Annotated in this window: 20 protein-coding genes and 1 riboswitch; of the genes, 7 read left to right on the top strand and 13 right to left on the bottom strand. The window is 67.7% G+C overall.

The features are described 5' to 3' along the window. Nucleotides 1-293: 293 nt before the first annotated feature. The 4 genes from Q9R17_RS03055 to Q9R17_RS03070 form a co-directional block, all read right to left on the bottom strand. A complete protein-coding gene (locus tag Q9R17_RS03055) occupies nucleotides 294-1,409 on the bottom strand; it encodes a DUF3103 family protein (protein WP_308156984.1) in 1,116 nt (371 codons plus the stop codon). A 199-nt stretch (nucleotides 1,410-1,608) separates the two neighbouring features. Beyond that, nucleotides 1,609-2,859 (bottom strand): DUF819 family protein, encoded by a 1,251-nt coding sequence (locus tag Q9R17_RS03060; protein ID WP_308156985.1) that lies wholly within the window; start codon nucleotides 2,857-2,859, stop codon nucleotides 1,609-1,611. Between the two features lie 129 nt (nucleotides 2,860-2,988). Then, complete coding sequence (locus tag Q9R17_RS03065) at nucleotides 2,989-4,269, bottom strand: HAMP domain-containing sensor histidine kinase (RefSeq protein ID WP_308156986.1); 1,281 nt, start codon at nucleotides 4,267-4,269, stop codon at nucleotides 2,989-2,991. After that, a complete protein-coding gene (locus tag Q9R17_RS03070; protein WP_308156987.1) occupies nucleotides 4,259-4,969 on the bottom strand; it encodes a response regulator transcription factor in 711 nt (236 codons plus the stop codon). Before Q9R17_RS03070 ends, Q9R17_RS03065 begins: the two co-directional genes overlap by 11 nt. 142 nt (nucleotides 4,970-5,111) lie before the next feature. On the opposite strand from Q9R17_RS03070, the gene Q9R17_RS03075 reads away from it, so the two are divergent. From Q9R17_RS03075 to Q9R17_RS03090, 4 genes are all read left to right on the top strand, one after another. Further along, nucleotides 5,112-6,815, top strand: coding sequence for a glycosyltransferase family 39 protein (locus Q9R17_RS03075; protein ID WP_308156988.1), 1,704 nt, complete (start codon nucleotides 5,112-5,114; stop codon nucleotides 6,813-6,815). Nucleotides 6,816-6,923: 108 nt separating this feature from the next. Next, nucleotides 6,924-7,676, top strand: a complete 753-nt coding sequence (locus Q9R17_RS03080; RefSeq protein WP_308156989.1) for a phosphatase PAP2 family protein — start codon at nucleotides 6,924-6,926, stop codon at nucleotides 7,674-7,676. Further along, nucleotides 7,673-9,322 (top strand): phosphoethanolamine--lipid A transferase, encoded by a 1,650-nt coding sequence (locus Q9R17_RS03085; protein WP_308156990.1) that lies wholly within the window; start codon nucleotides 7,673-7,675, stop codon nucleotides 9,320-9,322. Before Q9R17_RS03080 ends, Q9R17_RS03085 begins: the two co-directional genes overlap by 4 nt. A 626-nt stretch (nucleotides 9,323-9,948) precedes the next feature. Further along, entirely contained in the window at nucleotides 9,949-11,910 is a 1,962-nt protein-coding gene (locus tag Q9R17_RS03090) for a M2 family metallopeptidase (protein ID WP_308156991.1), read from the top strand. 106 nt (nucleotides 11,911-12,016) lie between these two features. On the opposite strand, the gene Q9R17_RS03095 is transcribed toward Q9R17_RS03090, so the two are convergent. From Q9R17_RS03095 to Q9R17_RS03105, 3 genes are all read right to left on the bottom strand, one after another. Beyond that, complete coding sequence (locus Q9R17_RS03095) at nucleotides 12,017-12,409, bottom strand: hypothetical protein (protein WP_308156992.1); 393 nt, start codon at nucleotides 12,407-12,409, stop codon at nucleotides 12,017-12,019. A gap of 92 nt (nucleotides 12,410-12,501) precedes the next feature. After that, entirely contained in the window at nucleotides 12,502-13,395 is an 894-nt protein-coding gene (locus Q9R17_RS03100; protein WP_308156993.1) for a siderophore-interacting protein, read from the bottom strand. Nucleotides 13,396-13,535: 140 nt separating this feature from the next. Beyond that, nucleotides 13,536-14,762: a multidrug effflux MFS transporter gene (locus Q9R17_RS03105; protein ID WP_308156994.1), complete on the bottom strand. Its 1,227-nt coding sequence runs from the start codon at nucleotides 14,760-14,762 to the stop codon at nucleotides 13,536-13,538. Between the two features lie 308 nt (nucleotides 14,763-15,070). Then, a riboswitch (glycine riboswitch) is annotated at nucleotides 15,071-15,173 on the top strand. 63 nt (nucleotides 15,174-15,236) lie between these two features. Between Q9R17_RS03105 and gcvP the strand changes: the two genes are divergently transcribed. Next, nucleotides 15,237-18,104, top strand: a complete 2,868-nt coding sequence (gene gcvP, locus Q9R17_RS03110) for an aminomethyl-transferring glycine dehydrogenase (RefSeq protein ID WP_308156995.1) — start codon at nucleotides 15,237-15,239, stop codon at nucleotides 18,102-18,104. Nucleotides 18,105-18,162: 58 nt separating this feature from the next. On the opposite strand, the gene Q9R17_RS03115 is transcribed toward gcvP, so the two are convergent. From Q9R17_RS03115 to Q9R17_RS03125, 3 genes are all read right to left on the bottom strand, one after another. After that, nucleotides 18,163-18,573: a VOC family protein gene (locus tag Q9R17_RS03115; protein WP_308156996.1), complete on the bottom strand. Its 411-nt coding sequence runs from the start codon at nucleotides 18,571-18,573 to the stop codon at nucleotides 18,163-18,165. 90 nt (nucleotides 18,574-18,663) lie between these two features. After that, nucleotides 18,664-20,055 (bottom strand): amino acid permease, encoded by a 1,392-nt coding sequence (locus Q9R17_RS03120; protein WP_308158260.1) that lies wholly within the window; start codon nucleotides 20,053-20,055, stop codon nucleotides 18,664-18,666. A gap of 60 nt (nucleotides 20,056-20,115) precedes the next feature. Next, on the bottom strand, nucleotides 20,116-20,826 hold the full coding sequence (locus Q9R17_RS03125) for an AraC family transcriptional regulator (protein ID WP_308156997.1): 711 nt from the start codon (nucleotides 20,824-20,826) through the stop codon (nucleotides 20,116-20,118). Between the two features lie 142 nt (nucleotides 20,827-20,968). Here Q9R17_RS03125 and Q9R17_RS03130 point away from each other — a divergent pair, with 142 nt between their 5' ends. Further along, complete coding sequence (locus Q9R17_RS03130) at nucleotides 20,969-21,214, top strand: hypothetical protein (RefSeq protein WP_308158413.1); 246 nt, start codon at nucleotides 20,969-20,971, stop codon at nucleotides 21,212-21,214. 54 nt (nucleotides 21,215-21,268) lie between these two features. Here the strand turns inward: Q9R17_RS03130 and Q9R17_RS03135 are convergent, their stop codons facing one another. The 3 genes from Q9R17_RS03135 to Q9R17_RS03145 form a co-directional block, all read right to left on the bottom strand. Continuing rightward, nucleotides 21,269-22,087 (bottom strand): hypothetical protein, encoded by an 819-nt coding sequence (locus Q9R17_RS03135; RefSeq protein ID WP_308156998.1) that lies wholly within the window; start codon nucleotides 22,085-22,087, stop codon nucleotides 21,269-21,271. 162 nt (nucleotides 22,088-22,249) lie between these two features. After that, on the bottom strand, nucleotides 22,250-22,474 hold the full coding sequence (locus Q9R17_RS03140; protein ID WP_308156999.1) for a hypothetical protein: 225 nt from the start codon (nucleotides 22,472-22,474) through the stop codon (nucleotides 22,250-22,252). Nucleotides 22,475-22,544: 70 nt separating this feature from the next. Next, on the bottom strand, nucleotides 22,545-24,668 hold the full coding sequence (locus Q9R17_RS03145; RefSeq protein ID WP_308157000.1) for a methyl-accepting chemotaxis protein: 2,124 nt from the start codon (nucleotides 24,666-24,668) through the stop codon (nucleotides 22,545-22,547). A 261-nt stretch (nucleotides 24,669-24,929) separates the two neighbouring features. Between Q9R17_RS03145 and Q9R17_RS03150 the strand changes: the two genes are divergently transcribed. Then, nucleotides 24,930-26,198 carry a DUF4062 domain-containing protein gene (locus tag Q9R17_RS03150; RefSeq protein ID WP_308157001.1) on the top strand — a complete coding sequence of 423 codons (1,269 nt, stop codon included), beginning with the start codon at nucleotides 24,930-24,932 and terminating at the stop codon, nucleotides 26,196-26,198. Nucleotides 26,199-26,208 lie beyond the last annotated feature (10 nt).

Genomic DNA, 26,208 nt, shown 5'->3' on the forward strand with positions numbered 1-26,208 from the left:
AGATCCACGCCATGCGTGGATGGATCTCAATCGAAATCGAATATTTCGAGAATTCATCGAAGAGCATCCACGCATGGCGTGGATCTACAACAGATCGCGGGAAACTGTCGAAGGCGGGGTGGGTCCGGTTGCGGGGGCGTGAGCCGCATGGATGCGGCGACCGAGGCTACAGGGACGTACGTGCGCCGTCCCCCGCAACCGGACCCACCCCGCCATTCCACGGATTGCACGCTGTTGCTGTTGCTGTTGCTCGTGCTCTGGCTTCGGCGGGTGCCGGGCGCTGCCCGGCCGGACTACTCCACCAGCGTGATCGGCGTCAGCGTGACCCTGGCGTTGTTCGCAGCGCCCATCCGATCGGTGTACGTTTGGCCTCGTTGAACCAGGTAGAAGCTGTCTACGTAGTCAATGTCGTTGGAGAACCACGACGTCGGCATCGCTTTCAGAATCGCACCGGCGATGTCAGCGATCACCGCATACTCCGGTGCGAACGCGCCCAGTGCCGCCTTCACACCGTTGCTCAGCGCCACCAGCAGGTCCTGGTAGTTGGTGTCGCCGTCATCCTCGAACAGCTGAACATTGGCTGCGTTGAAGCGGTAGTTGCCCCACAGGATCAGCGCCTGCTGCGGGGTGTAGTCGGTCTTGTCGTAGTCCAGGTAGGGCATGTCCACCGTGGCCATCTCCGGCTCGGCCTTGCCGATCTGCAGCCCGGACACCACCGCGAACACCTCGGCCGCACCCAATGCCCACGGTTCCTGGTCATCGGCCAGGCGGATGCGGTCGAGACGGGTGATATCCAGCGACGCGCGCGCGCCATCGGTCGACAGCTGGATGCGCTCGGGCGACTGCAGGCCGCGTGCGCGCAATCCGGCGTTGACCAGCGCCATGCCCTCCTGCACCGAACGACGGGTATCGACATCGACGATCAGTACTGGAAATGACGGCGCACGCTTCGCATCCAGCACATGCGCGCGACCCTGCGCGTCGTAGGCGGTCAAGGTGGTCCAGTCACGGTCATTGCCGCGCGGCAGGCTGACCACCCAAAGCTGTTGCGGAGCGGTGTCCGACAGCGACTGGCCCTCAGGAACATAGGCGCGCAGCTGCAGCAGGCCCTCACCCTGCTCCGGCAACCCCTTTGCCTGGCGCAGCCGTTGATCGTTGTTGGCCAAGGAGGCACTGGCCCGGGTCCGGACATCCGGGTCGAAGCGCTCCATCACCGCATCCAGTGCGACGGCTTGCTCGGGCGATGCCGCCAGCGTACCGCGCACGATCTCGGCGAAGCCCGGTTGCGTGATCAGCGAAGCCACCTCACGCGCACTCGCCTCGGTCACGGCCTGGACCTGGGCGCCACGCGCAGTGGCACCGCCTTGTGCCGCTGCCCCCACACTGGCCAGCAACAGTGCCAGCAGCACAGCCCCGCGAATCATCTGTCGTTGTGTCATTCCAGCCCCCCGCAACGTCACTGCAGATGAGCGACAGGTGCTGCCTACGCTACGACGCTGACACCGTACGTTCCGGTATGTACTGCACAGTTCCGCCTGCGGCCGGCAAAAAAAGAGCCGAGCATGGGCTCGGCTCTACATGGGAACGCGATCCCACGGAGGCCCGGACTCAGCCGTTGGCCATCCACTTCAGGATCAGGCCGGTCACGTAGGCCAGCCCGGTACCGGTGGCATAGCCCACCGTGCCCAGCAGCACGCCCACCGGCGCCAGCGACGGATGGAAGGCCGCGGCGACCACCGGTGCCGACGCGGCCGCGCCGATGTTGCCCATCGACCCGACGCCGAAGAAGAACAGCGGCACGCGCAGCAGGCGGGCAACGATCCACAGCACCAGCACGTGGGTGGCCATCCAGATCACGCCGAGCAGGAACAGCCACGGCCGGTCCAGCAGCGACAGCAGGTTCATCTGCATGCCGATGCAGGCGATCAGGAAATACAGGAACACCGTGCCCAGCCGCGAGGCCCCGGCCGACTCCAGCCGGCGCGCACGGGTGAAGCTCAGGCCCAGGCCCAGCGCGGTGGACAGCAGAATCACCCAGACGAACTGGCTGTCCAGGCTGAACTGGCTGGACCAGCCCACGTTCGCCTTGAACCAGCCGGCCAGCGGCGCGGCGATGGCATGGGCCAGCCCCACCCCGCCCAGCGCCACGCCGACGATCACCATCAGGTCGGTCAACGTGGGGATACGCGCGTTCTGCGCCTCGTAGGCACTGATGCGCGCCTTCATCTCGTCGATGGCACGGGTATCGGCGCCGCTGCGGGTATCGATCTGCTGCGCGCGGTTGGCCAGGAACAGCAGGATCGCCATCCACAGGCTGGCGCAGGCCACGTCCACCACCGCGATCTGGCCGAAGGTGGTGGCGTCGGTGCCGAAGATCTCGCGCATGGCCACCATGTTGGCCCCGCCGCCGATCCAGCTGCCGGCCAGCGCGGCCATGCCGGCCCAGGTATCACCGGCCACCGTTTCCGGGTGGATCAGCTTCATCACCTGGAACGACACGATGGCGCCCAGCATCACGCCGGCGGTACCGGCGCAGAACACCACGATCAGCTTGGGCCCCAGCTTGGCGATGCCCTTCAGGTCGATCGACAGGGTCAGCAGCACCAGCGCGGCCGGCAGCAGCACGTCACGCGCCACCGGGTTGTACAGCGCCGTGGCATGGCCATCGATCAGCCCGGCGGTGTTGTAGATGGCCGGAATGAAGTAGCACAGCAGCAGGGCGGGCACCCAGGCGAAGATCTTCTTCAGCAGGGGCGTGGGGCCGCTCGCGGCCCAGAAGATCAGCGCCAGGGTGGCGGCGATCAGGCCCAGGCCAACGATGTCGCTGGAGATCAGGGCGGTGGTCGGTTCGGTCGGCATGGCGTCCTCTGTCGATCGAAAAAAGGGCAAAAAAAACGCCGCATGCAGGCGGCGTTTCCGAAGATTAACATTGTCTTCACGCCCCTGCATGCCGCAGTGCGCCAGCCCGCCCGCCGGGTGGCCGCCGCCTCAGGGCGTGCGCGCGCCGCTGAAATCCAGCGTGGCGCGGGTGCCGCGTGGTTCGCAGGCCTGGAAGGCCAGCGTCCATCCCAGGTGCTCGCACAGCCGGGCGATCAGCTCCAGCCCGATGCCGCCGCGCTCGGTCCGCAGCCCACGTGCCATCCGCGCATGGATGGCGGCGATCTCCTCCGGACTCATGCCGTGCCCCGGGTCCTGCAGCACCAGCACGCCATCGGTCCCCAGGGTGAGCTGGATATGGCCACGGCCACTGTTCTCGATCGCATTGCGCAGCAGGTTGCCGATGGCCGCCTGCACCACGGCCAGCGGCGCGACGATGTCCACCGGGGCGGCCTGCACGTTCACGTCCAGATCCTTGTCGCCCAGCAGGTGACGATGGTCATCGACGATCTGCGGCAGCAGCTGGTCCAGCGCGATACGCTCAGCGCGGTTGGCCAGGCGAGCCGGTTCACGGGCCAGCACCAGCAGCAGGTCGATCAGCTGTTCCACCCCCTGCGCAGTGCGCAGCACCCGCTGCATCTGCTGGCGCGCACGCTCGGGCAGCCCCGGCTGATCCAGGGCCAGTTCGGCCGCACCGGTGATCACCGCCACGGGCGTGCGCAGTTCATGGCTGGCAGTGCTGATGAACACCCGTTCGCGCTCGACGAACTGTTCGTTGCGCTCCAGGTAGTCGTTCAGCGCATCGGCAATCGTATGCAGCTCGGAACTGCCGCGCACGTCCACGTCGATGCGCTGTCCGGGCACGCCCGGACGCAGTGCGCCGATATGGCGGGCCAGCAGGCTCAGCGGCCGTACCAGCCGCTCCATGCCGAGGGTGGCCATCAGCACGGTGACGATCAGCATCACCACCCCGGCCAGCATCACCCAGCGCGTGGCGAACTGTTCCAGGTCGTGGAAATCGGAAATGTCCAGTACCAGCGCGATACGCCCCAGTTCATCGGTCTGGCGCACCATCACTGCGGTTTCGCGGTCGTGGACGATCACCCCGTCATGCAGCCCCGGGTGCAGCGCACGCAGGCTGTCGGGGGTGGCCGGGTCATCGAAATGGTAGAGGCTGAGCGTGTCCGAATCCTGCCAGCGATAGTGGGGTTCGTGCTTCACATGCTCGACGATGCTGTCCAGCTCGGAATTGAGCAGCGCCCGCCAGGCCGCGTGCTCGGCGTGTTCGTGCACGTAGTTGCCCACGCTGAACACCGCCAGCGAGATCAACGCCAGGTAGCCGAGCAGCCACCAGGCCACGCGCCGCGACAGCGGCCCGGGCTTACGGGCCATCGCCATCGTCCGCACCGCCTGCGGTTCCCGTCGGCGCCAGTCGGTACCCGACCCGTGGCAGCGTGTGGATCAGCTTTTCCTCGAACGGGCCATCGACGCTGCGGCGCAGTTCGTAGACATGCGAGCGCAGCAGGTCACCGTCGGGTGGTTCATCGCCCCACAGGGCGAACTCCAGCTGCTGGCGGGTCACCGCGCCCGGGCTGGCCCGCATCAGCAGTTCCAGCAGCTTGCGGCAGGCCGGGTACAGGTGCAGCACCTGGCCATCGCGGCGCGCCTCCAGCGTCGCCAGGTCCAGCACCAGATCGCCCACCTGCAGGCGCTTGCGCGGGTTGCGGCCCTGCGCACGGACCAGCAGCGCCTCCAGCCGCACTTCCAGTTCCGGCAGGGCGAACGGCTTGGTCAGGTAATCATCGGCACCGGCGCGGAAGCCGGCAATCTTGTCCGGCAGCTCGTCACGCGCGGTCAGCATGATCACCGGCACTTCCGAGCCATGCTCGCTGCGCAGGCGGCGCAGCACTTCCGGGCCCTCCATGCGTGGCAGCATCCAGTCCAGGATGACCGCATCGTAGGGGTGGCTGCCGGCCAGGTGCAGCCCGGTGATGCCGTCAGGAGCGACATCGAGCACGTGCCCGCGCGACTCGAAATAGTCGAACAGGTTGGCCACCAGTTGCCGGTTGTCCTCGATCACCAACAGGCGCATGCCCGCTTCCTGCATGAAAAGTCGCCCCCATGGTAGCTGCCAGGATGTCGTAATGCGGTGGGAAACGGCCTTGTCGGCAGGGCCTACGACGCTTTTCCAACCCGGGTTCAGGCAGACTTGCGTTTTGCTCCCGGAGCCGCCCATGCCCGCAGCCCTGCCCCGCCGTTGGCGCCTGCCCCTGTTGTGGTTGCTGATGGTCATCGGCCTGGTGGCCGGGCTCGGCCTGCGCCAGCCGCAGCCGCCGGACGAACCGCGCTTCGTGCTGGCGGCGCGGACCATGGTGGACACCGGCCAGTGGCTGCTGCCGCACCGTGGCGGCGAGCTGTACGCGGAAAAGCCACCGGTGTTCATGTGGCTGCAGGCCGCCAGCTATGAAGCGGTGGGCAACTGGCAGTGGTCGTTCCTGCTGCCTTCGCTGCTGGCGGCACTGTTGACGCTGTGGCTGGTGGGCGACCTTGCACGCCGGCTGTGGTCCCCCCGGCTGACCCCGTATGCCATGGCCGCCCTGTTCGGCACCCTGCAGTTCGGGCTGATGGCCAAGCGCGCGCAGATCGACATGGTGCTGGTGGCGATGACCACGCTGTCACTGTGGGGCCTGCTGCGCCACCTGTGCGAGCGTCGCAATCTGCCTGCATTGTGGCTGGCCGGATTCGCCGCCGGCGTCGGCACGGTGACCAAGGGCGTGGGCTTCCTGCCGCTGCTGATGGTCCTGCCCTGGCTGGGCTGGCGCTTCTGGCAGCGCCGCCACGGCCAGGCCCATCACGGGCCGCACGGCGCCACCCTGCTGTGGCTGCTGCCGGCCTTCGTGGTGGGCACGCTGGTCTGGCTGGGCCCGCTGGGCTGGGCCCTGCTGCATTCGCCCAGCCCCAAGCTGCTTTCCTATGCGCACGAACTGCTGTTCAAGCAGACCGGCACCCGCTACGCCAATGCCTGGCACCACGTGCAGCCGGCCTGGTACTACCTGCAGGTGATGGCCACGCTGTGGCTGCCCGGCAGCCTGCTGCTGCCCTGGCTGGCCCGCCCGTGGTGGCGGCGCCTGGCCCGCGGCGATGGCCGCCAGTGGCTGCTGCTGGGCTGGGCGGTGCTGGTGCTGGTGTTCTTCTCGGCCAGCCCGGGCAAGCGCGAGGTCTACCTCCTGCCGATGCTGCCTGCGCTGGCGCTGGCAGTGGCCCCGCTGCTGCCGGGCCTGCTGCGGCGGGTGGCGGTGCGCCGCTACCTGCTGGGCTACTGCATCGTGCTGGGCGTGGTGGCCGTGGCCCTGGGCGGCGTGCTGCTCGGTGGCAGCCCCTGGGCGCACGCGCAGCTGGCCAAGCGCGCGATGCCCGATGAACTGCTGGGCGTGATGGGCGGTGGCCTGTTAGGCTTCGGCGCGGTGGTGCTGGTGATCGCGGCCGCGTTGCGGCAGCGCCGCGCCGGTGTGCTGGTGCTGGTGACCCACGCCCTGCTGTGGTCGCTGCATGGGCTGGTGCTGCTGCCCGCCCTGGACCCGCATGCCTCGGCATCGGCGGTGATGCAGCGGGTCGGCCAGCGCATCGGCCCACAGGCGGAACTGGGCCTGCTGGCCTGGCGCGAGCAGAACCTGCTGCAGGCCGATCGCCCCGTCCGCGAATTCGGCTTCAAGCGCCCCTGGGCAGAGCAGTGGCACGATGCCGGCCCCTGGCTGGCACAGGCCCCGCAGACCCGCTGGCTGCTGGTGCTGGACGATGCCATGAGCCCGTGCGTGGACCCGGCACAGGTGATCGACATCGGCACGGCCAACCGCAACCGCTGGCAGCTGGTGCCCGGTACCGCCTGGAATGCGCAGTGCCATGCCGAAAAGACCGGGGCCACCGCCGAGGAGGACTGAGCGGAAGTGAACCGGGGGCGGCGCTTAACCGCCGTCCAACGGCGGTCCGACCCTTCTCCGACATGCCGGTGACGAGCATGGCCGCGTTCCCGAACCGGCGCCTCCCGCATGCCCGTCCGTCCACTCGCCCCCGCTGGCCTTGCCGCCCACCGCGCGCAGCCCTGGCAGTTCCTGCTGGCCCACCTGGGGCTGCCGCTTGCCATCGGCGTGCCGCTGTTCGCCCTGCTGATGGGCGGCGGTGGCGACCAGTGGCTGGCCGACCAGCTGTACCGCCTGGAAGGTGGCCACTGGGCCCTGCAGAACGCCTGGGCCACCACCGCCCTGGTGCATCGTGCCGGCAAATGGCTGAGCACCCTGGGGGCGCTGCTGGCGATCCTGCTGTGCTTCCATCACTGGCGCCGCGGCCGTGACCGCACCCTGCGCTGGGCGCTGCTGTACGTGGTGGTGGCAGTCGCGCTGGGCACCGGCCTGGTCTCGCTGCTGAAGGCCCACCTCCCGATGGAGTGCCCGTGGGACCTGCTGCGCTATGGCGGGCATGAACGCTTCGTCGGCCTGTTCGACACACGCCCGGCCGGCATGCCCTCCAATGCCTGCTTCCCGGCCGGCCACGCCAGCGCTGGCTATGCGTGGCTGTCGCTGTACTTCTTCGCCCTGCTGTGGCGCCCGCAGTGGCGCTGGGCCGGCCTGACGATCGGCGTGGCCGGTGGCCTGCTGTTCGGCATCAGCCAGCAGCTGCGCGGCGCCCACTTCCTTTCCCACGACGTTGCCACTGCACTGCTATGTTGGCTGCTGTCGCTGGGCCTGTATCTTCTGGTCCGCTGGCAGCTGGACCGCCCCACCCGCCAGGAGGCACGCGCATGAATGCATCGGTCCATCGCCCCCTTCGCCTGCCTGCCACCCGCTGGCTGGGCTGGCGTCCGGAACTGTCCAGTGAAGCCCTGATCGCGCTGGCCAGCCTATTCTTCGCCGTCGCGGGCAACAGCCTGTTCTGGCACAGCGCGATGGCCAGCCACCCCGGCAGCCTGCGCTACGGCCTGTCGCTGCTGTTGCTGCTGCTGGGCACCCACGCCTTCCTGCTGGGCATCATCGTGTGGCGCTGGAACGCGCGCGTGCTGCTGTCGGTGCTGCTGCTGGTCACCGCGATGGCGGCCTACTACATGGACCGCTACCACATCTATCTGGATGCGGACATGCTGCGCAACGTGCTGGCCACCGACCGCAAGGAAAGCAGCGAACTGCTGACGCCCTCGCTGCTGTGGCCGCTGCTGTGGCTGGGCGTGCTGCCGGTCATCGTGCTGTGGCGCGTGCAGCTGCGCCGCCGCAGCTGGGGCCGCGCGCTGCTCTGGCGGGCCGGCTTCCTGCTGCTGGCAGCGGCCACCGCCGTCGGCGGCGCGCTGGTGTCGTTCCAGGATGTATCGGCGCTGATGCGCAACCAGCGCGAAGTGCGCTACCTGGCGACGCCGGCCAATGTGCTGCTGGGCCTGCCCCGTGCCCTGCGCAGCGAAAACCCGGTGCAACGCGCCCCGAAGCTGCCGATCGGTACCGATGCGAAGGCCACCCCGCGTGCGGCCGGCAGCAAGCCGCGCCTGCTGGTGATCGTGCTGGGTGAAACCGCGCGTGCGCAGAACTGGGGATTGAATGGTTCACCGCACGCGACCACGCCGGAACTGGCGCAGGCCAACGTCATCAATTTCCCGGACATGCATTCGTGCGGCACCAGCACCGAAGTGTCGGTGCCCTGCCTGTTCTCGCCTTGGGGCCGCCACGACTACGACGAGAAGAAGATCCGCGCGCACCAATCGCTGCTGCACGTGCTCAGCCGCGCCGGCGTCAGCCCCTTGTGGCGCGACAACCAGTCCGGCTGCAAGGGTGTCTGCGAGGGCCTGGCGTTCGAATCGCTGGCCGATGCCACCACGCCCGGACTGTGTGCCGATGGCCGCTGCATGGACGAGATCCTGCTGCAGGACCTGGCCACCCGCGTGCGCGCCAAGCCGGGCGACCGCGTGGTGGTGCTGCACCAGCTGGGCAACCATGGCCCGGCCTATTTCGAACGCTACCCGGCCGCGTTCCGCCGCTTCACGCCCACCTGTGACACCCCGGACCTGGGCCGCTGCTCGCGCGAGGAGATCGTCAACAGCTACGACAATGCCCTGCTCTACACCGATCACCTGCTGGCACGCACCATCGGCACGCTGCGTGGCATGGAGGACTACGACACCGCGATGCTGTACTTCTCCGACCATGGCGAATCGCTGGGCGAAAAGGGCCTGTTCCTGCATGGCGTGCCCTATGCCATCGCACCGGCCGAGCAGACCCGCGTACCGATGGTGATGTGGTTCTCGCAGGGCTTTGCCAGCAGCCGTGGGCTGGACCTGCAGTGCGTGAAGCGCCGTGCCGGCGGCTATGCCGACCATGACAACGTGTTCCCGTCGGTGCTGGGGCTGATGCAGGTGCGCACCGCGCTGTACGACCGGCAGCGTGACCTGTTCGCCCGCTGCGAGCGTTGAGGGGGGTTCGGCAGGGCCTGCGGCCCTGCACCTGCTGCCCGGCAACAGCCTGTGATCAGCGGGTTGGCGGATCCCCGCGATCGGGTAGATCCACGCCATGCGTGGATGCTTTTCGGTGAATCATCGAAATATTCGATTTCGATTGAGATTCATCCACGCATGGCGTGGATCTACCGTGTCGACCAAGGTCGACACCTACCAAGAGCTGCGGGAATCTGTCGAAGGCGGGGTGGGTCCGGTTGAGGGGGTGTGAGCGGCATGGGCCCGAGGCATGCCTCGGGCGGGTTGGGCAGGACGCCCAACCCCGGTCTTGCCGTGTGCGCAGGACAGCGCACACGAGCAAGCCGCGACCAAGCCCCCATGGGTGAGGGCGCTTTGCTTGCGAAGCACGGCTTCGCAAGCGCCCGAACGCACAGCCGCCAGCGGCTGGGCCGGACCCCGGAGGGGGGTTTACGGCGTCCCCCTCAACCGGACCCACCCCGCCATCCCACGGATAGCCAGCTTTTGACGTTGACGTTGGCGTTGATTCTGCGGGTGCAGAGCGCAGCCCTGCCGACCTTTGCCACTTGCGGTGGCAACGACTGCCCACTAGCCTTCGGCCGTCGTTCACCACCCAAGGACCGCCCGTGAAGCACCGTCATCTCCTGCTGGCATCGGCCATCGCCGCTGCCACGCTGGCCCTGGCCGCCTGCAAGAAGGAACCCTCGCCCGACGCCCCGGTTGCCAGTGGCAGCGCACCGGCCGGCGAGACCGCCGACCAGTTCGTCGCCCGCGTCAATGCCGAATACAAGGCGATGTACCCGGAGATGACTTCGGCACAATGGCTGTCCTCCACCTACATCAACAGCGATTCGGAACGCATCGCGGCCAAGGCCAACGAACGGTCGCTGACCGCGCTGAACCTGTGGATCGAGCAGGCGAAGAAGTTCGACGGTCAGCCGATGAGCGAGGACAGCAAGCGTGCCCTGCACCTGCTCAAGCTGATGTCGGCCATGCCGGCACCGCGTGATCCGGCCAAGCTGGCCCAGCTGACCCAGATCGCCACCCGCATGGAAGGCAGCTACGGTGCCGGCAAGTACTGCACCGATGACAAGGATCCGGCTTCGTGCCGCCAGCTGGGCGACCTGGAACAGGTGCTGGCCCGCAGCCGCGACTACGACAAGCAGCTTGATGCCTGGCAGGGCTGGCATGGCACCACCAAGGCGATGCGCGGCGACTACCAGCAGTTCGTCAGCCTGGTCAACGAAGGCGCCAAGGGTCTGGGCTTCGCCGATGCCGGCCAGATGTGGCGCAGTGGCTATGACATGCCGCCGGATCAGATCGGGCCGGAAACCGATCGCCTGTGGGACCAGGTCAAGCCGATGTACGAGCAGCTGCACTGCTATGCGCGCGGCAAGCTGGACAAGACCTATGGCAAGGACAAGGCCGAAGTGGGCAATGGCCTGATCGCCGCGCACCTGCTGGGCAACATGTGGCAGCAGGACTGGTCCAACCTGTGGGACCAGCTCGAACCCTACCCCGGTGCCGGCAGCCTGGACATCACCGCCGCGCTGGAAAAGCAGTACCAGGCCAACCTGAGCGCCGCGCTGGCCAAGGCCGGCCCGACGGCCAACATCACCGCGCAGTACAAGGCACAGCGTGAGGCCGAACTGCGCACCGCGCGGCAGATGACCGAGCGCGCCCAGGACTTCTACGTATCGCTGGGCATGCCCTCGCTGCCGCAGTCGTACTGGGACAAGACCCAGTTCATCAAGCCCGATGACCGCGACGTGGTCTGCCACGCCAGCGCCTGGGACATGAACATGGAAGGCGATGTGCGCACCAAGATGTGCATCAAGCCGACCGAGGAAAACTTCACCACGATCTACCACGAGCTGGGCCACATCTATTACGACCTGGCCTACAACCCGCTGCCGCCGCTGTTCCAGGGCGGTGCCAACGATGGCTTCCACGAAGCGATCGGCGACACCATCGTGCTGGCGATGACGCCCAAGTACCTCAGTTCGATCGGCCTGGTGGACACGCCGGAGGAAAGCCGCGAGGCGGTGATCAACAACCAGATGCGCATGGCGCTGTCCGGCGTATCGTTCCTGCCGTTCGGCCTGATGATCGACCGCTGGCGCTGGGGCGTGTTCGACGGTTCGATCACCCCGGACCACTACAACCAGGCCTGGTGGGACCTGAAGGCCAAGTACCAGGGCGTGGCCCCGGCCAGCGCGCGCGGCGAGGAATTCTTCGACCCGGGTGCCAAGTACCACGTGCCGGGCAACACGCCGTATACGCGCTACTTCCTGGCGCGCATCCTGCAGTTCCAGTTCTACAAGGGCCTGTGCGATGCGGCCGGCTACAAGGGCCCGCTGCACGAGTGCACCTTCTACGGCAACAAGGAAGCCGGGCAGAAGTACTGGGCGATGCTGAGCAAGGGTGCCAGCCAGCCCTGGCAGGCCACGCTGAAGGAGCTGACCGGCAGCGACAAGCTCGACGCCGGCCCGATGATCGAATACTTCGCCCCGGTCAATGCGTGGCTGAAGGAACAGAACCAGGGCCAGATGTGCGGCTGGCAGGCCAGCACGGCACAGGCGAAGTAAGCACGGGGGCGGATCTGCAAGGGTCCGCCCCTTTTCGATGGGGCGCGTGGTGGGGGTGCACGACTACCCGTCGGCGCTACCGGCGTACCGCCCCATCGGCGTGGGCTCAGTTGGCCTTGCCGGCCTCGAGGCGCTCGGCCAGGGTGGCCTTGAATTCCTCGAACGTCTGGCCCTGGGCCTGGGCTTCGGCGTGGGCCGCATCACGCAGGGCATCGGAATACATCAGGCGCACCGGCTTGCCCTGGCGCTCGTGCAGTTCACCGGCCTGCATGATCAGCGCCAGCACATGCGCGGCGCTTTCGGTCTGCCCGGCGATGCGGCCATCCATGCCCAGCACCCATTCGCCGTCGCGGCGGACAACGCCGGCCAGCAGGGTACGCTGCGGGTCGCGCAGTTCGGCGTGCGGCTCGACGGGAGAGGCAGCGGTGCGGGCCTTGTTGGCGGCCTGCTGTTCCTGGCGGCGACGCTGGTCGCGGCGGGATTTGGACGAGGTGGACATCAGGGGGACGTGCATTGCGGGGGCGCAAGGATAACCCACGCCGCCGCCCTGCCCGTTCACGGGCGTGTTCAGGCACGATCCCCGCAGGTGCCTCAATCCAGCACCCGTCCCTGCCGCCAGTAGCCCATGAAGGTGATCGCGCGACGGTCCAGGCCACAGGACTGCACCAGGTAACGACGGATCGCCATCACCGCGCCGGCCTCGCCCGCGACCCAGGCGTACAGGGGCCCTGCGGCGTCGGCCAGTTCCCACAGGATCTGCGTGTCCACGTCGACGTCCTCCAGCACATCGCCGCCGGCCGCACCCAGCGCAGCCGGCGCCAGCCGTGCCTGCACCGCCTGCAGCAACCGCTGCCCATGCCCCGCCCCTTCGCGCGGCAGCCAGACCACTTCGGCATCGGCCGGTGCGCGCAGCGCCAGTGCATCGGCAGCCTGGGCCACTTCAAGCAGGGCCAGCGTGCGCGGTGCCTGCGGCCGCGCCGCCAGTTCCTCCAGGATGCCGGCCACCGCAGGCAGCGCGGTTTCGTCGGCCACCAGCAGTATCTGGCCCACGCCCGCAGGCGGCTGCCATTCGCAGCCCTGGCTGTGGGCATCAACCTGGGCATCCGGCGCCAGCAGCAAGACGCGGTCGCCCGGCACCGCCCGCGTTGCCCAGTACGAGGCCGGGCCGGTTTCACCGTGCAGCACGAAGTCCACATCCACCTCGCCCTGCGCGGCGCGCAGCTGGCGGATGGTGTAGGTGCGCATCGGCGGCCGCTGATCGTCGGCCAGTGCCCGGTAGCGGGCGTACCAGTCCTCCCCGCTGGGCACCTGCGGCACGGCCTGGCCGGGCAACGGGAAGAACACCTTGATCCGCTGGTCCGGGCCATCGGTCTTCATGTGCATGACTTCCGCACCGGAAAACACCATGCGCACCAGCGACGGGGAAAGAACGTGGCGTGCTTTGAGCGCCACCTCGAACAGGCGATAGGTCTGCTGTGCCGCCATCGGCAACCTCCTGCAACGACATCCGGTTGGCTGGCAGCCGTGCACGCACGGTTTGGCTGGCTGGAACACCCAGCCTAGCCCGCGCGGCAGCGACGGCAAGGGCCACGCCGGCCGGCGTGCACCCTACCCGTGCGCGGTGCTCAGGCGCCCGTGCAGGCTGCCTGCTGCGCCTGCTCGCGCCGGTGTTCCCAGATCCAGAACACGAAACCGGTGGCGAAGAACGCCGCCTGGCCCAGCGCCAGGTGCAGCGGGCTGCCACTGAGCAGCGGCGAGACCACGCCGGCCACCACGGTGGAGATCATCAGCTGCACAAACGCCTGCAGCGACGAGGCCAGGCCGCGCTGCTGCGGGTACATGTCCAGTACGGCCAGCGCCAGGATCGGGAAGATCAGCGCCATGCCCATGCCGCCCAGGAAGATCGGCAGCACGGCCCACGGCAGCACCAGCTGCGGCGCCAGGGCCACATAGCCGATGTTGAGCAGCACCGACAGCGCACACAGGGTGAAGCCGATGCTGATCTGCCGGGTCGGCAGGGTATGCCCGGCCATGCGCCCGGACAGGTACGAGCCCAGCGTCATGCCGCCGATGGTGGGGATGAACAGCCAGGCGAAGCCCCCCTCGCCCAGGTGCAGGTGCTGCATCACGAACACCGGCGCGGAGGCGATGTACAGGAAGATGCCGCCGAAGTTGATGCTGCCGGCCAGGGCCAGGCGCAGGAAGCGCGGGTTGAAGCCGATGCGCACGTAGTCACGCAGCAGGCCACGCGGCGACAGCGGCACGCGCGCCTGCACCGGATGCGTTTCCGGCAGGAAGCGCGCGGTGGCGGCCAGCAGCACCAGCGAGAACACCACCAGGAACCAGAAGATCAACGGCCAGCCCGCGCCACTGAGCAGGATCCAGCCGCCGATGATCGGCGCGATGGCCGGGGCGATGCCGAAGATCATCGAGACCTGGCTCATCAGCCGCTGCGCGTCGTGGCCGTGGTACAGGTCGCGGATGACCGCGCGGCCGACGATCATGCCGACGCCGGCCGACAGGCCCTGCAGCGCGCGGAAGGCCAGCAGCGTGCCCAGGTCGGTGGACAGCGCGCAGCCCACCGAGGCGCCGACGAACACCACCAGGCCCGCCAGGATCACCCGCTTGCGGCCCCAAGCATCGGACAGCGGCCCGTGCGCCAGGCTCATCAGGCCGTAGAACAGCAGGTAGACGCTGATGGTCTGCTGCACCGCCACCTCGTCCACCGCCAGGCGCTGGGCCAGCTGCGGGAAGGCCGGGAAGATGGTGTCGATGGAGAACGGGCCGAACATGGCCAGGCCGGCCAGAAGCAGGGCCAGGCGTCGGGTCGAAGGGGCGGCGGCGGCGGTCATGGGGCAGAAGTCCGACAGGGCCGTGCGCGGCACACACGGCGGGCGCCGGTCCCCTGCTGCGGGGACGGCGCCAGATGAATACGAGAGTCTGGCCATGATAGGCCGGCCCGATCGCCAATGCCATGCGCCGGCGCACGAAACGCGTGCCCGGGCCATCGCCCATTCAGCCCCGCAGCGGTGCAGGGCCGGCCCCTCGCCGGCTACCGGCACCGCCAACCGGCTATAATCGGCGGGCAACATGGTGGGAGAAGCGGAACACCGCTGCCGAAGGCGCAACGCCCGTAATCGCTCAGGCCCGATACCACCCGCAACACAACTCTGGAGAGACCGGTTCGATCCGGCGCCGAAGGGGCACGAAGCCGCGGTTTTCCGCGCTTCCAAACTCTCAGGCAAAAGGACAGAGGGGCGCCCCGCAAGACCGCCAGCCGGCGGCTTGCGCCCGTGCGTGCGCCCTTCCCTGACGGATCCTTCGCCATGTCCCAGAACACCCCCTCCCTGCGTGAGCTCGAGCACCATTCCGCGTTCGTCGAGCGCCACATCGGTCCCAACGACGCCGAAATCGCGCAGATGCTCGACGTGGTCGGCCACGCAACGCTGGATGCGATGACCGACGCCATCGTGCCGGCCAAGATCAAGTCGCCGGCGCCGCTAGCACTGCCGGAGTCGATGACCGAAGTGCAGGCACTGGCCAAGATCCGTGCGATCGCCGACAAGAACACCGTGCTGCGCAGCTTCATCGGCCAGGGCTACTACGGTACCCACACGCCGAACGTGATCCTGCGCAACATCCTGGAAAACCCGGCCTGGTACACCGCCTATACCCCGTACCAGGCGGAAATCTCGCAGGGCCGCATGGAAGCGCTGATCAACTTCCAGACCCTGTGCGCCGACCTGACCGGCATGGAGATCGCCAACGCCTCGCTGCTGGACGAAGCCACCGCCGCTGCCGAAGCGATGACCCTGGCCAAGCGTTCGGCCAAGTCGAAGTCAGACACCTTCTTCGTGCACGACGCCGTGCACCCGCAGACGCTGGAACTGCTGCGTACCCGCGCCGAGCCCATGGGCATCGTGCTGCGCGTGGGCACCCCGGCCGAAGCGCTGGACGCGGAGGCCTTCGGCCTGCTGCTGCAGTACCCGGATACCTTCGGCCAGGTCGGCGACTACAAGGCGCTGGTCGATGCCGTGCACGCGCGCGGCGGCCTGGTGGCCGTGGCCACCGACCTGCTGGCCCTGACCCTGCTGGCCGCCCCGGGCGAATGGGGTGCGGACATCGTGGTCGGCAACAGCCAGCGCTTCGGCGTGCCGTTCGGTTTCGGCGGCCCGCACGCGGCGTTCATGGCCTGCCGTGATGCCTACAAGCGTTCGATGCCGGGCCGCCTGATCGGCGTGTCCATCGATGCCGAAGGCAAGCCGGCCTACCGCCTGACCCTGCAGACCCGCGAGCAGCACATCCGCCGCGAGAAGGCCACCTCCAACATCTGCACCGCGCAGGTGCTGCTGGCGGTGATGGCCTCGATGTATGCCGTCTACCACGGCCCGGAAGGCCTGGCCCGCATCGCCCGCCGCACCCACCGCCTGGCCTCGATCCTGGCCGCATCGCTGCGCAACGCCGGCGTGCAGGTGGGTGGTGATTTCTTCGACACCCTGCACGTCACCGGCGTGCATGCCGATGAGATCCACGCCAAGGCCCGCGCCGCCGGTTACAACCTGCGCGCGATCGACAGCGACTCGGTCGGCATCAGCCTGGACGAAACCACGACCCGCGCCGACATCGTCGCCGTGGCTGCCGTATTCGGTGCCTCGCTGGACGTGGACGCACTGGATGCCAGCACCGCCGACGCGCTGCCGACCGGCCTGCTGCGCCAGTCCGCATTCCTGACCCACCCGGTGTTCAACACCCACCACAGCGAGCACGAACTGCTGCGCTACCTGCGCTCGCTGGCCGACAAGGACCTGGCCATGGACCGCACGATGATCCCGCTGGGCTCGTGCACCATGAAGCTCAACGCCACCGCCGAGATGATCCCGGTGACCTGGCCGGAGTTCTCGCAGATCCACCCGCTGGTGCCGGCCGACCAGGCGCTGGGTTACAAGGAGCTGATCCAGACCCTGGAAGCGATGCTGGTCGAATGCACCGGCTACGACGCGGTCAGCCTGCAGCCGAACTCCGGCGCGCAGGGCGAGTACGCCGGCCTGCTGGCGATCCGTGCCTACCACCGCTCGCGCGGCGAGGGCCACCGTGACATCTGCCTGATTCCCGATTCGGCGCACGGCACCAACCCGGCCTCGGCGCAGATGTGCGGCATGAAGGTCGTGGTGACCAAGACCGATGCCAACGGCAACGTCGATGTCGAAGACATCCGCGTCAACGCCGAGAAGTACAGCGACCGCCTGGCCGCGATCATGATCACCTACCCGTCCACGCACGGCGTGTTCGAGGAGGAAGTGGTCGAGATCTGCGAGATCATCCACCAGCACGGCGGCCAGGTGTATACCGACGGCGCCAACATGAACGCCCTGGTCGGCGTGGCCAAGCCGGGCAAGTGGGGGTCGGACGTTTCGCACCTGAACCTGCACAAGACCTTCTGCATCCCGCACGGCGGTGGCGGCCCGGGCGTCGGCCCGTGCGCGGTGAAGGAACACCTGGCACCGTTCCTGCCGGGCAAGCTGGGTGACAACGGCCCGGTCGGCATGGTCAGCGCGGCCAGCTTCGGCAGCGCCTCGATCCTGCCGATCAGCTGGATGTACATCGCCATGATGGGCAGCGAAGGCCTGCGCAAGGCCACCCAGGTGGCCCAGCTCAACGCCAACTACATCGCCAAGCGCCTGGCCCCGCACTTCAAGACCCTGTACACCGGCCGCAACGGCCTGGTGGCGCACGAGTGCATCCTCGACGTGCGTCCGCTGGAAAAGACCAGCGGCATCGGCGCCGAAGACGTGGCCAAGCGCCTGATCGACTTCGGCTTCCATGCCCCGACCCTGAGCTTCCCGGTGGCCGGCACGCTGATGGTCGAGCCGACCGAGAGCGAATCGCTGCACGAGCTGGACCGCTTCATCGATGCGATGATCCAGATCCGCCAGGAAATCGCCGCGATCGAAGACGGCCGCCTGGACCGCGAGGACAACCCGCTGAAGAATGCGCCGCACACCGCCACCGCGGTGACCGCCAGCGAGTGGACCCACGCCTACCCGCGTGAACTGGCGGCCTTCCCGCTGCCCAGCCTGAAGCTGCAGAAGTACTGGCCGCCGGTGGCCCGCGTGGACAACGTGTACGGCGACAAGAACGTGATGTGCGCCTGCATCCCGGTCGATGCCTACAAGGACGATGAAGTCGAGGCGTAAATTCTCGATGGATCGGTAAACGGAACGGCCCGCGCAAGCGGGCCGTTTTCGTTATGCCTCACGGGTCCGGCATCTGGCCCAGGCTCAACTGCCAGGACACACCGAAGCGGTCCTGCACCCAGCCGTAGCGGTTGCTGAAATCGTAGTCGCCCACCGGCATCAGCCAGTGCCCGCCCTCCCCCAGCACCCGGGCGGCGCGCTCGAACTGTTCGGCTCCCGCGCACTCCACGAACAGGGACATCGACGGGGTGAAGGTGAAGCCGTGCACGTCCAGGCTGTCAAAGCACAGGTAGTGGGTACCGCCCAGCAGGAAGATGGCCTGCCGTACCTGCCCCGGCACGCCCGCAGCCGCGCCATCGGAATGGCGCTGCAGGCCGAGCAGGCGGAAATCGGCGAACGCTTCAGCGTACAGGGCCAGGGCCTGTTCGGCCTGGCCGGTGAACATCAGGAAAGGGCGGCTGCGCAGCATGCGTTGCTCCTGTTCGACGGGCCGGGGACGGCCCATGCACGCAGGGTGGCATGCCGGTTGTGGTGGCCGCGTCGGCGCGGCCCGCCCCCGTCACCCTTCGCGCACGCGCCGGGCGATCGCACTGCACACGGCGATGGTGACCGTCAGTGCCACCATCGACAGGAACTGGACCCGGGTCTGCGCCCCGGACAGCAGCAGGCCGAAAATCAGCGCCAGGATGGCCAGCGCAAACGCGGTCAGCCACGGGTAGCCGGCCATGCGGAACGGCAGGGCCGTGCCGGCCCGGTTGGCCCGATGGCGCAGCACCAGCTGCGATACCAGCGACAGGGTCCACACCAGCAGGCAGGTGGAGCCGACGATGTTCAGCAGCACCGGCAGCACCTTGTCCGGGAACAGCAGTTCCATGATGGTGGCGGCGAAGCCGAACAGCACACTGGCCAGCACCGCGATCACCGGCACCTGGCGCGGGTCGGTCCAGCCCAGCACCGCCGGCGCCTCGCGACGCTGCGCCAGCGAGAACATCATGCGCGAGGCACCGTAGAGGTTGGCATTCAGTGCCGACAGCAGGGCCACCACCGCGATCAGGGTGATGGCCGTGGCCGCGCCGGGAATGTTGGCCACCTGCAGCACGGCGGCGAAGGGCGATTTCAATGCCTCGCTGGTCCACGGCACCACCGCGATGATCACGCTCAGCGACCCGATGTAGAACACCAGGATGCGCCAGGCCACGGTGCGCACCGCCCGGGCCAGGCTGCGGCCCGGGTCTTCGGTTTCCGCCGCCGCCACCGCCACGATCTCGGTGCCGCCAAACGCAAACACCACCACCAGCAGCGCCGCACCGATACCCGCCAACCCGTTGGGCGCGAAGCCGCCATGCTGGGTGAAGTTGCTCAGCCCCGGCGAGGCCACCTGCGGCAGCCAGCCCATCAGCAGGGCGATGCCGATGGCGATGAACGCCAGGATCGCCGCCACCTTGAGGATGGCGAACCAGAACTCGAACTCACCGAAGTTCCTCACCCCCAGCAGGTTGATGGCGGTGAAGAACAGCATGAAGGCCAGCGCGGCCATCGGCACCGGGATGGCCGGCCAGATGCTGGCCAGCAGGCCGGCAGCGCCCACCGCTTCGGCGGCGATCACGATCACCAGCTGCACCCACCACAGCCAGCCCACGGTGGCCCCGGCAGTGGCGCCCATGGCATCGGCGGCATAGACCGAGAACGCGCCGCTGGTCGGCTTGGCCGCGGCCATCTCGCCCAGGGCGTTCATGACGATGATCACCAGCGCGCCGGCGACCAGGTACGACACCAGCACCGCCGGGCCGGCCGCATGCACGCCCACGCCCGAGCCCAGGAACAGGCCGGCACCGATGGCGCTGCCCAGCCCCATCATGATCAGCTGGCGGGGCTTGAGCGCATGGCCCAGGCGCGAGGTCGAAGCAGGCGAAGTCGGGGTAGCGGGCATCGGCAGGGCTGGCATCGGCAACAAGGGCGACACCTTACCCTGTCCAGCGCGCGGAAGGGATAGGCCAGACGATCCGGCGGCTCAGAGCGTGGCGTGTTCGCTGGCGCGCACGCGGTAGGCACGCGGCGAAACCCCGGTTTCCGCCTTGAATTTGCGGGTGAAGGCGCTCTGGTCGGTGAACCCGCAGGCCTGGCCGATGCTGGCGATGCTTTCGTTGCTGTGCAGCAAATGCATGGCCATCTGGATCCGCAGGCGGGTCAGCACCTGCTGCGGGGTCATCTGGAACACCTTGCGGAAACTGCGCTCCAGCTTGGACAGGGAAAACCCGGTGATGTCCAGCAGGGTCTGCATGCGCACGTTTTCCGCGTAATGCGCATTGAGGTGGGCCAGCGCCAGCCGCAGCTGCTCGTACTGGGCCCCCAGGCTGTGCTTCTGGCCCAGGTCGCGGGAAATGCCGATCAGCCCTTCGATACGCCCATCGACCAGCAGCGGCCGCTTGCAGGTCAGGCACCAGCCCGGCTCGCGGTTGGCGAACAGGTGCAGTTCCATCAGGTTCTCGATGACCGCCCCGCCGAGCACGCGCGCATCCTGGTCCACGTAGTCCGCGCTCAGGCCGGTCGGGTAGATTTCCGCCGCGGTCCGGCCGATCACGTCCTTGCGCGAGCGCAGGCCCAGCCGGCGCAGCATCGTCTGGTTGACGTGCGTGTAGCGCCCCTGGCGGTCCTTCATGAAGAACAGCACATCCGGGATGGCGTCGAACAGGGCTTCGATGTCGGCGGGTTCAACACGCATGGGACAAGCATAACCGAGCGCGGTTTTGCCTGCGCGTTCACCTCTGGCGGACCGCCTGTTAACGCAACGTGCGCCACTGTCGGCCGCGTCCCCGCCGCGCAGCCGCCCTGGCCGGGGCAGCCCCTTCCCCTGGAGCCCGGTCATGCCGCGTGGCGACAAATCGGCCTACACCGACAAGCAGAAGCGCCAAGCGGCGCATATCGAGGACAGCGAGCGCGCACGGGGCGCCAGTGAAGCCACCGCCGAGCGCATCGCCTGGGCCACGGTGAACAAGCACGGTGGCGGCGGCAAGCGCAGCGGGAGCGGGCGCGCGCCACCGAGAACCGCAGTGAAGAAAGCCGCGACCAAGACGGCCACGAAGAAAACGGCGCGCACCGCGTCACGTTGAACACCGGAGACCGGGCGCGCCGTCCCTGCGGCGGCGCGCCCCTTTTGCCGCCGGTCAGGGGGCTGCGGCGGGCGTATCCGCCTTGGCCGGTGCCGCCCGGACAGGCACGCCCACCGACTGCAGGCGGCGCACCGCCGAGATCGGTACGGCTTCGGCGCGGCGCTGCTGCGGCCACCACAGGAACACGAACGCGCTGCTGCTGCCGAGCAGGCGCGCCTCTCCGGCCAGCGGCGCGGCATCACCGGCCAGATGCACGCGCACCGGCAGGCCCGCCCCCGCATCGCGGATACGCTCGGCCTTGGTCATCGCGTACGAGGCCGCCCCCAGCGCCATGAACGCACACACGGCGATGGTCAGCCCGGTCAGCGGACGCATGCCCGCCAGTTCCCAGCTGGTCCAGCGCGAATGGGTGAACAGCACGCGCCAACCCCAGTGACGGGCACGCAATGCCTCCACCTTGGCCGGGTTGCGGCGGCGCACCGTATCCGGCCATCCCACCAGCACCGCGATCAGCACGCCGCAGGCCAGGATGAGCGCGTAGGCCGGATCACGCAGGCCCGCCACCAGGAAATCGCTGACCTGCAGGTAATCCAGGATCGACAGCTTGAAGCGCAGGTAGAAGAAATAGCTCGACCACAGGCCCAGCAACGACAGCAGGATGTAGCCCGCGCTGACCATCAGCGCAGGTTCGTGGCGCAACAACCGCCACAGCCGCATCACCGCCGAATCGCGGTCATCGGCCACCAGCGGCAGCATCGACCAGTCGGTGGGGGCATCATGGGCCACCGCCACGCGCGCGCCCTCCTCCAGCGCCGGCACCGCCGGCACATCCCCGTGGATCTCGCCCTGCCCTTCCGTATCCCGGTTGTCCATGCATCCCCCTTGATGGGCAGAGCATCGCTGAAACATCAGGTCAACGGAAGGGAGTATCCCGCGCGGCATCTCACGCGCGTGCGGCACCCATCGACGAATGCAGCCTGGCTGGAACCCGGCGCAGGCCCTCACCGGCCACGCCAATTCCACTCATGCGCCCCATCACGATGGTTCCACCGGCATCCGCCGGCTGACGACTTTCACCACGCAACCGATCACGAAGGCGACGATGCCGCCGCCCAGCAGCACCGCGCTGACGTGCATCGAGCGAGCCGCGCCCATCGGTGGCACGCCGTGCCAGGAGGCGGCCACCAGCGGCATACCGACAATCGTCAGGGCCAGGCCCAACTTCAGGTAGCTGTTGGTCAACCCCAGGTTCCCGCGCATGCACTGCCTCCTTCCTGGACGTGGCTGCGGCCTGCAGCCACGCCGATCAGAGCACAGCCACGGCGGGGGCTCAAGCCGCCCGGGCAGCCACCGGGCGTGGAGCGGCCTGGGCCACGGTGAACACCGCCACCGAGGTGGTCAACGCCTGCGCCTGTTCCTCCAGCGCACGGCTGGCGGCCGTGGCCTCCTCCACCAGCGCGGCATTCTGCTGGGTCACCTGGTCCATCTGCACCACCACCTGGTTGACCTGCTCGATGCCGGCCGCCTGTTCCTTGGTGGCGGCGGCGATGTCGCTCATCAGCTGGTTGGTGCGTGCACTGGCCTGGGCCAGGCGGGCGATGGCCGCCTCGGACTGCACGGTGACGCCCAGGCCGGACTGTACCTTGCCGCTGGCCTCCTCGATCAGCGCCTTGATCTCCTTGGCGGCGGTGCCGGCGCGCTGCGCCAACGTGCGCACCTCGCTGGCCACCACCGCGAAGCCACGGCCGTTCTCGCCCGCACGTGCGGCTTCCACCGCGGCATTGAGCGCCAGGATGTTGGTCTGGAAGGCGATGCCATCGATCACCGTGGTGATGTCGGCAATGCGTGCCGAGGACTGATCGATCTCGCGCATCACCGTGGCCATCTGCCCGATCGCCTGCTCGGTCGCACGCACGGCCTCGCCGGCCGCATGCGCTTCACGGTCCGCCTGGAACGCCAGCTCGGCGTTCTGGCGCACGGTGGAGGTCAGCTCTTCCATCGAGGCCGCCGCCTCTTCCAGATTGGCCGCCTGCTGTTCGGTACGGCGCGACAGGTCGGCGTTGCCGGCTGCCAGCTCCTGGGCGGCGCTGTCGATGCTGCCGGCCGCCTGCTGGATGCCCTGCACGATGCCGGTCAGCTGCGCGCTGGTGCGGTTGGCATCGGCCGCCATGCGCGCGAATACGCCCTGGTACCGGCCGGCCATGCGCGCGGTCAGGTCACCATCGGCGATGGCCTGCAGCACGTCGGATACATCGGCGATGCTGGCCTGCGCCCCGGCCATCATGCCGTTGAGATGGGCCACCATCGCGCGGAACTGGAACTGGAAGGCCGCCTCGTCGCCGCGCATGCTGAAATCACCTGCGCTGGCCGCCTGCGCCAGTGCTTCAATCTGCGCGTTGACCGCCTGCAGGCTGCCTTTCACCGAGGCCATGGTGCGGGTCAGCACCGCCTTCTCACCGGGGTAATCCTGCAGGTCGCGGCTGAGATCGCCCACCGCATAACCTTGCATCACCTCCGCCAGGTGGAACTGCACCTGCACGTGTGAATCGACCAGCGCGTTGGTGGCGCGCACCATGCGACCGAAATCGCCCGGGAACGCATCGGCCTGCATCCGGTGGCGGATCGCGCCGGCATCGTGCTGTTCGGCCATCTGCAGCTGTGCGCCGATGGTGGCCTGCACGTTGTCACGCACGCTGGCCATGGCTTCACCCAGGCGGCTCAGCTCGTCGCGGCCACCGAGATGGAAGTCCTGCTCCAGCTCGCCCCGGGCCATGCGCCCGGCCAGCTGCACCGCCCGTGCCAGCGGTGCGGTCAGGCTGCGGGCGATCAGCACCGATGCGGCCACCCCCACCAGCAGTGCGATGGCCCCCAGTACCAGCAGCTGCACCAAGGTGCGCTCACCGAGGGCGATGGCCGCCGCCGCGGCGCTGCGGCTCTGCGCTTCCTCGAAGGCAACGCCATCGGACAGCGCCTTGTTCCAGGCATTGGCCGCGGCCTGCACCGGCCCAAGCGTCAGTGCGATGGCACCGGCGTAATCATTGGCCGCCATCAGCTGGCTGGTCTGCTTGTTCAACGGGCGCGCCGTGGCGCGCGCCTCGGCGATGGCCTGCGCGGCGGCCTTGCCACCGGCATCGGCCGGCAGCGCCTGGTAGGCCTTCCAGCTGCCCTCATAGCGCGCCACCAGCGCCTCGATGCGCGCCTCGTCGTCCTGCAGGTGGTCGCCCTGGCGGATCAGCATTTCGCGGCGCACGACCATCATCTGGTTGTTGGCATCGAGCATCTGCGACAGCAGGCGCACCTTGGCCACGCCAACCTCGACGACCTGCTGCATGGCCTGCTTCTGCGCGATGCTGGCCGTGGCGGCGGTGGCGACGACGCCGGCCACCAGCAGCAACAGCAGGCCAAAGCCCAGCCCAAGACGCCAGGACACCCTGACATTCCTCAAGTAATTCATCGGTGGATCCAAACGGGGGGATACGGGAGTTATCGGCTCCCTTTTGCAGTGCTTTACTCCCGGAACACCGCCAGGCCCTTCCCGTTCATAATGAAAATCAAAACTTTCCTTGACTTTCGGACCAGCCAGGTGAGATCAATTTCAGAGGCCCTTGCCCGAAGCAAGGGAAAGCGCGACCGTATCCGGCAGTGCTCCGCACCGGGCCATCGGGTGGATCCATGCGGCCATGCAACCCCTCCCTGAAATCATTCCAACACCGCAATGACCAGACTTCGAGCCTTCATCAGCAGCACCATGGAAGATCTTGCCAATGAGAGAAGGGCGGTTGTCAGGCGCCTTTCCGATCTGGGCATTGAACCTGTCAACGCCGAGAACATCAGCCCATCCGGGCAGAGCAGCTGGGAACGGATCAAGCAGGAAATCGAAACATGCCAGATCGTCATCCTCATCCTGGGTGAAAGGTATGGCTGGGTACCTCCCGAAGATGCAAATGGAAAGTCGGTCACTCACCTCGAGTACGATTATTCAAGAAGCAAAGGGAAGATCATTCTTCCTTTTCAGAAGAAGCTGAAGTACGGCGCAGAGCGTGACACTGATCGAGACAGTTTCCGGCGCGAGGTTGCCGACTGGCAGGACGGCATGTTCCGTCAGGAATTCGAATTGGCCGACGACCTGTCCGAGCTTGTCCGCAAGGCCATCATCGACCTGTTCAACACCACGTTGTTGAATACCCTTGCAGACCGTGCATCCAGAACGCCCGCCCCCATCCCCGCCCGCATCGCCCCGCCCTCCACTGGCCCCAGCGCTGCAGCTTCACGGGGCGAGGGCGTACTCATTGCAGGCGCCGGAATGTCACTACCTGCGGGAATGCCTGCGGCATCGCTTCTTGTAGACATTCTCAGCGATGAACTGTGGAACCAGGAACTTCCCCGCTCCGACCGCTTCAACTTCAGCGACGTCGCTGAGTACTACGTCTTCAGGTTCGGAAAGCAGAAACTTGTTGATCGCCTCGTCACTTTGATGAAAGCCCTGGGAAGGCCTCGGCCAACCTCCGCCCACCTGAAAGCAGTAACGCATTTCAGCGCCATCATCACGACAAACTATGACTCGCTGTTCGAGGAGGCCTGCAAGCTGCAGGGCGTCCCGTACGTCACCCTGCTTCCTGGCGCACCAATCCCTGAAACAGGAAACCATCTTGCCATCTACAAGATGATAGGAAGCCTGGAAAGCCCGGAATCACTCCGGTTGACGCAGCAGGAAACGTTCGATGACGCAAAATCCGAGCTGGTTTCCATGGCCCGCGAACTTGTCACGAACAATCCGGTCACCATCATCGGACATGCCCTTCGCGATGGATTCATGCCTGAAATCCTCATGCACAGGACGCAAGCCCACAACGGCATCCTGGTCACCCCCTTCGAGAATCCCCTGGATGACATCCTGCTCAACCGGTTCAAGCTCACCAAGGTGAACAAGACCGCCGATGACTTCATGGCCAGACTGCAGCGCCCGGCCCAAGCCTTGGCGTAACGCCGGCAGC

The sequence above is a fragment of the Stenotrophomonas sp. 24(2023) genome (assembly GCF_030913365.1).
Taxonomy (GTDB): Bacteria; Pseudomonadota; Gammaproteobacteria; order Xanthomonadales; family Xanthomonadaceae; genus Stenotrophomonas.

What these genes read in the sequence shown, in the direction of transcription:
- Q9R17_RS03060 (WP_308156985.1), bottom strand. Translation starts at nt 2,859, where the DNA reads ATGCCGACCGAACCGACCACCGCCCTGATCTCCAGCGACATCGTTGGC.
- Q9R17_RS03065 (WP_308156986.1), bottom strand. Translation starts at nt 4,269, where the DNA reads ATGGCCCGTAAGCCCGGGCCGCTGTCGCGGCGCGTGGCCTGGTGGCTG.
- Q9R17_RS03070 (WP_308156987.1), bottom strand. Translation starts at nt 4,969, where the DNA reads ATGCGCCTGTTGGTGATCGAGGACAACCGGCAACTGGTGGCCAACCTG.
- Q9R17_RS03075 (WP_308156988.1), top strand. Translation starts at nt 5,112, where the DNA reads ATGCCCGCAGCCCTGCCCCGCCGTTGGCGCCTGCCCCTGTTGTGGTTG.
- Q9R17_RS03080 (WP_308156989.1), top strand. Translation starts at nt 6,924, where the DNA reads ATGCCCGTCCGTCCACTCGCCCCCGCTGGCCTTGCCGCCCACCGCGCG.
- Q9R17_RS03085 (WP_308156990.1), top strand. Translation starts at nt 7,673, where the DNA reads ATGAATGCATCGGTCCATCGCCCCCTTCGCCTGCCTGCCACCCGCTGG.
- Q9R17_RS03095 (WP_308156992.1), bottom strand. Translation starts at nt 12,409, where the DNA reads ATGTCCACCTCGTCCAAATCCCGCCGCGACCAGCGTCGCCGCCAGGAA.
- Q9R17_RS03100 (WP_308156993.1), bottom strand. Translation starts at nt 13,395, where the DNA reads ATGGCGGCACAGCAGACCTATCGCCTGTTCGAGGTGGCGCTCAAAGCA.
- Q9R17_RS03105 (WP_308156994.1), bottom strand. Translation starts at nt 14,762, where the DNA reads ATGACCGCCGCCGCCGCCCCTTCGACCCGACGCCTGGCCCTGCTTCTG.
- gcvP (WP_308156995.1), top strand. Translation starts at nt 15,237, where the DNA reads ATGTCCCAGAACACCCCCTCCCTGCGTGAGCTCGAGCACCATTCCGCG.
- Q9R17_RS03115 (WP_308156996.1), bottom strand. Translation starts at nt 18,573, where the DNA reads ATGCTGCGCAGCCGCCCTTTCCTGATGTTCACCGGCCAGGCCGAACAG.
- Q9R17_RS03125 (WP_308156997.1), bottom strand. Translation starts at nt 20,826, where the DNA reads ATGCGTGTTGAACCCGCCGACATCGAAGCCCTGTTCGACGCCATCCCG.
- Q9R17_RS03130 (WP_308158413.1), top strand. Translation starts at nt 20,969, where the DNA reads ATGCCGCGTGGCGACAAATCGGCCTACACCGACAAGCAGAAGCGCCAA.
- Q9R17_RS03135 (WP_308156998.1), bottom strand. Translation starts at nt 22,087, where the DNA reads ATGGACAACCGGGATACGGAAGGGCAGGGCGAGATCCACGGGGATGTG.
- Q9R17_RS03140 (WP_308156999.1), bottom strand. Translation starts at nt 22,474, where the DNA reads ATGCGCGGGAACCTGGGGTTGACCAACAGCTACCTGAAGTTGGGCCTG.
- Q9R17_RS03145 (WP_308157000.1), bottom strand. Translation starts at nt 24,668, where the DNA reads ATGAATTACTTGAGGAATGTCAGGGTGTCCTGGCGTCTTGGGCTGGGC.
- Q9R17_RS03150 (WP_308157001.1), top strand. Translation starts at nt 24,930, where the DNA reads ATGACCAGACTTCGAGCCTTCATCAGCAGCACCATGGAAGATCTTGCC.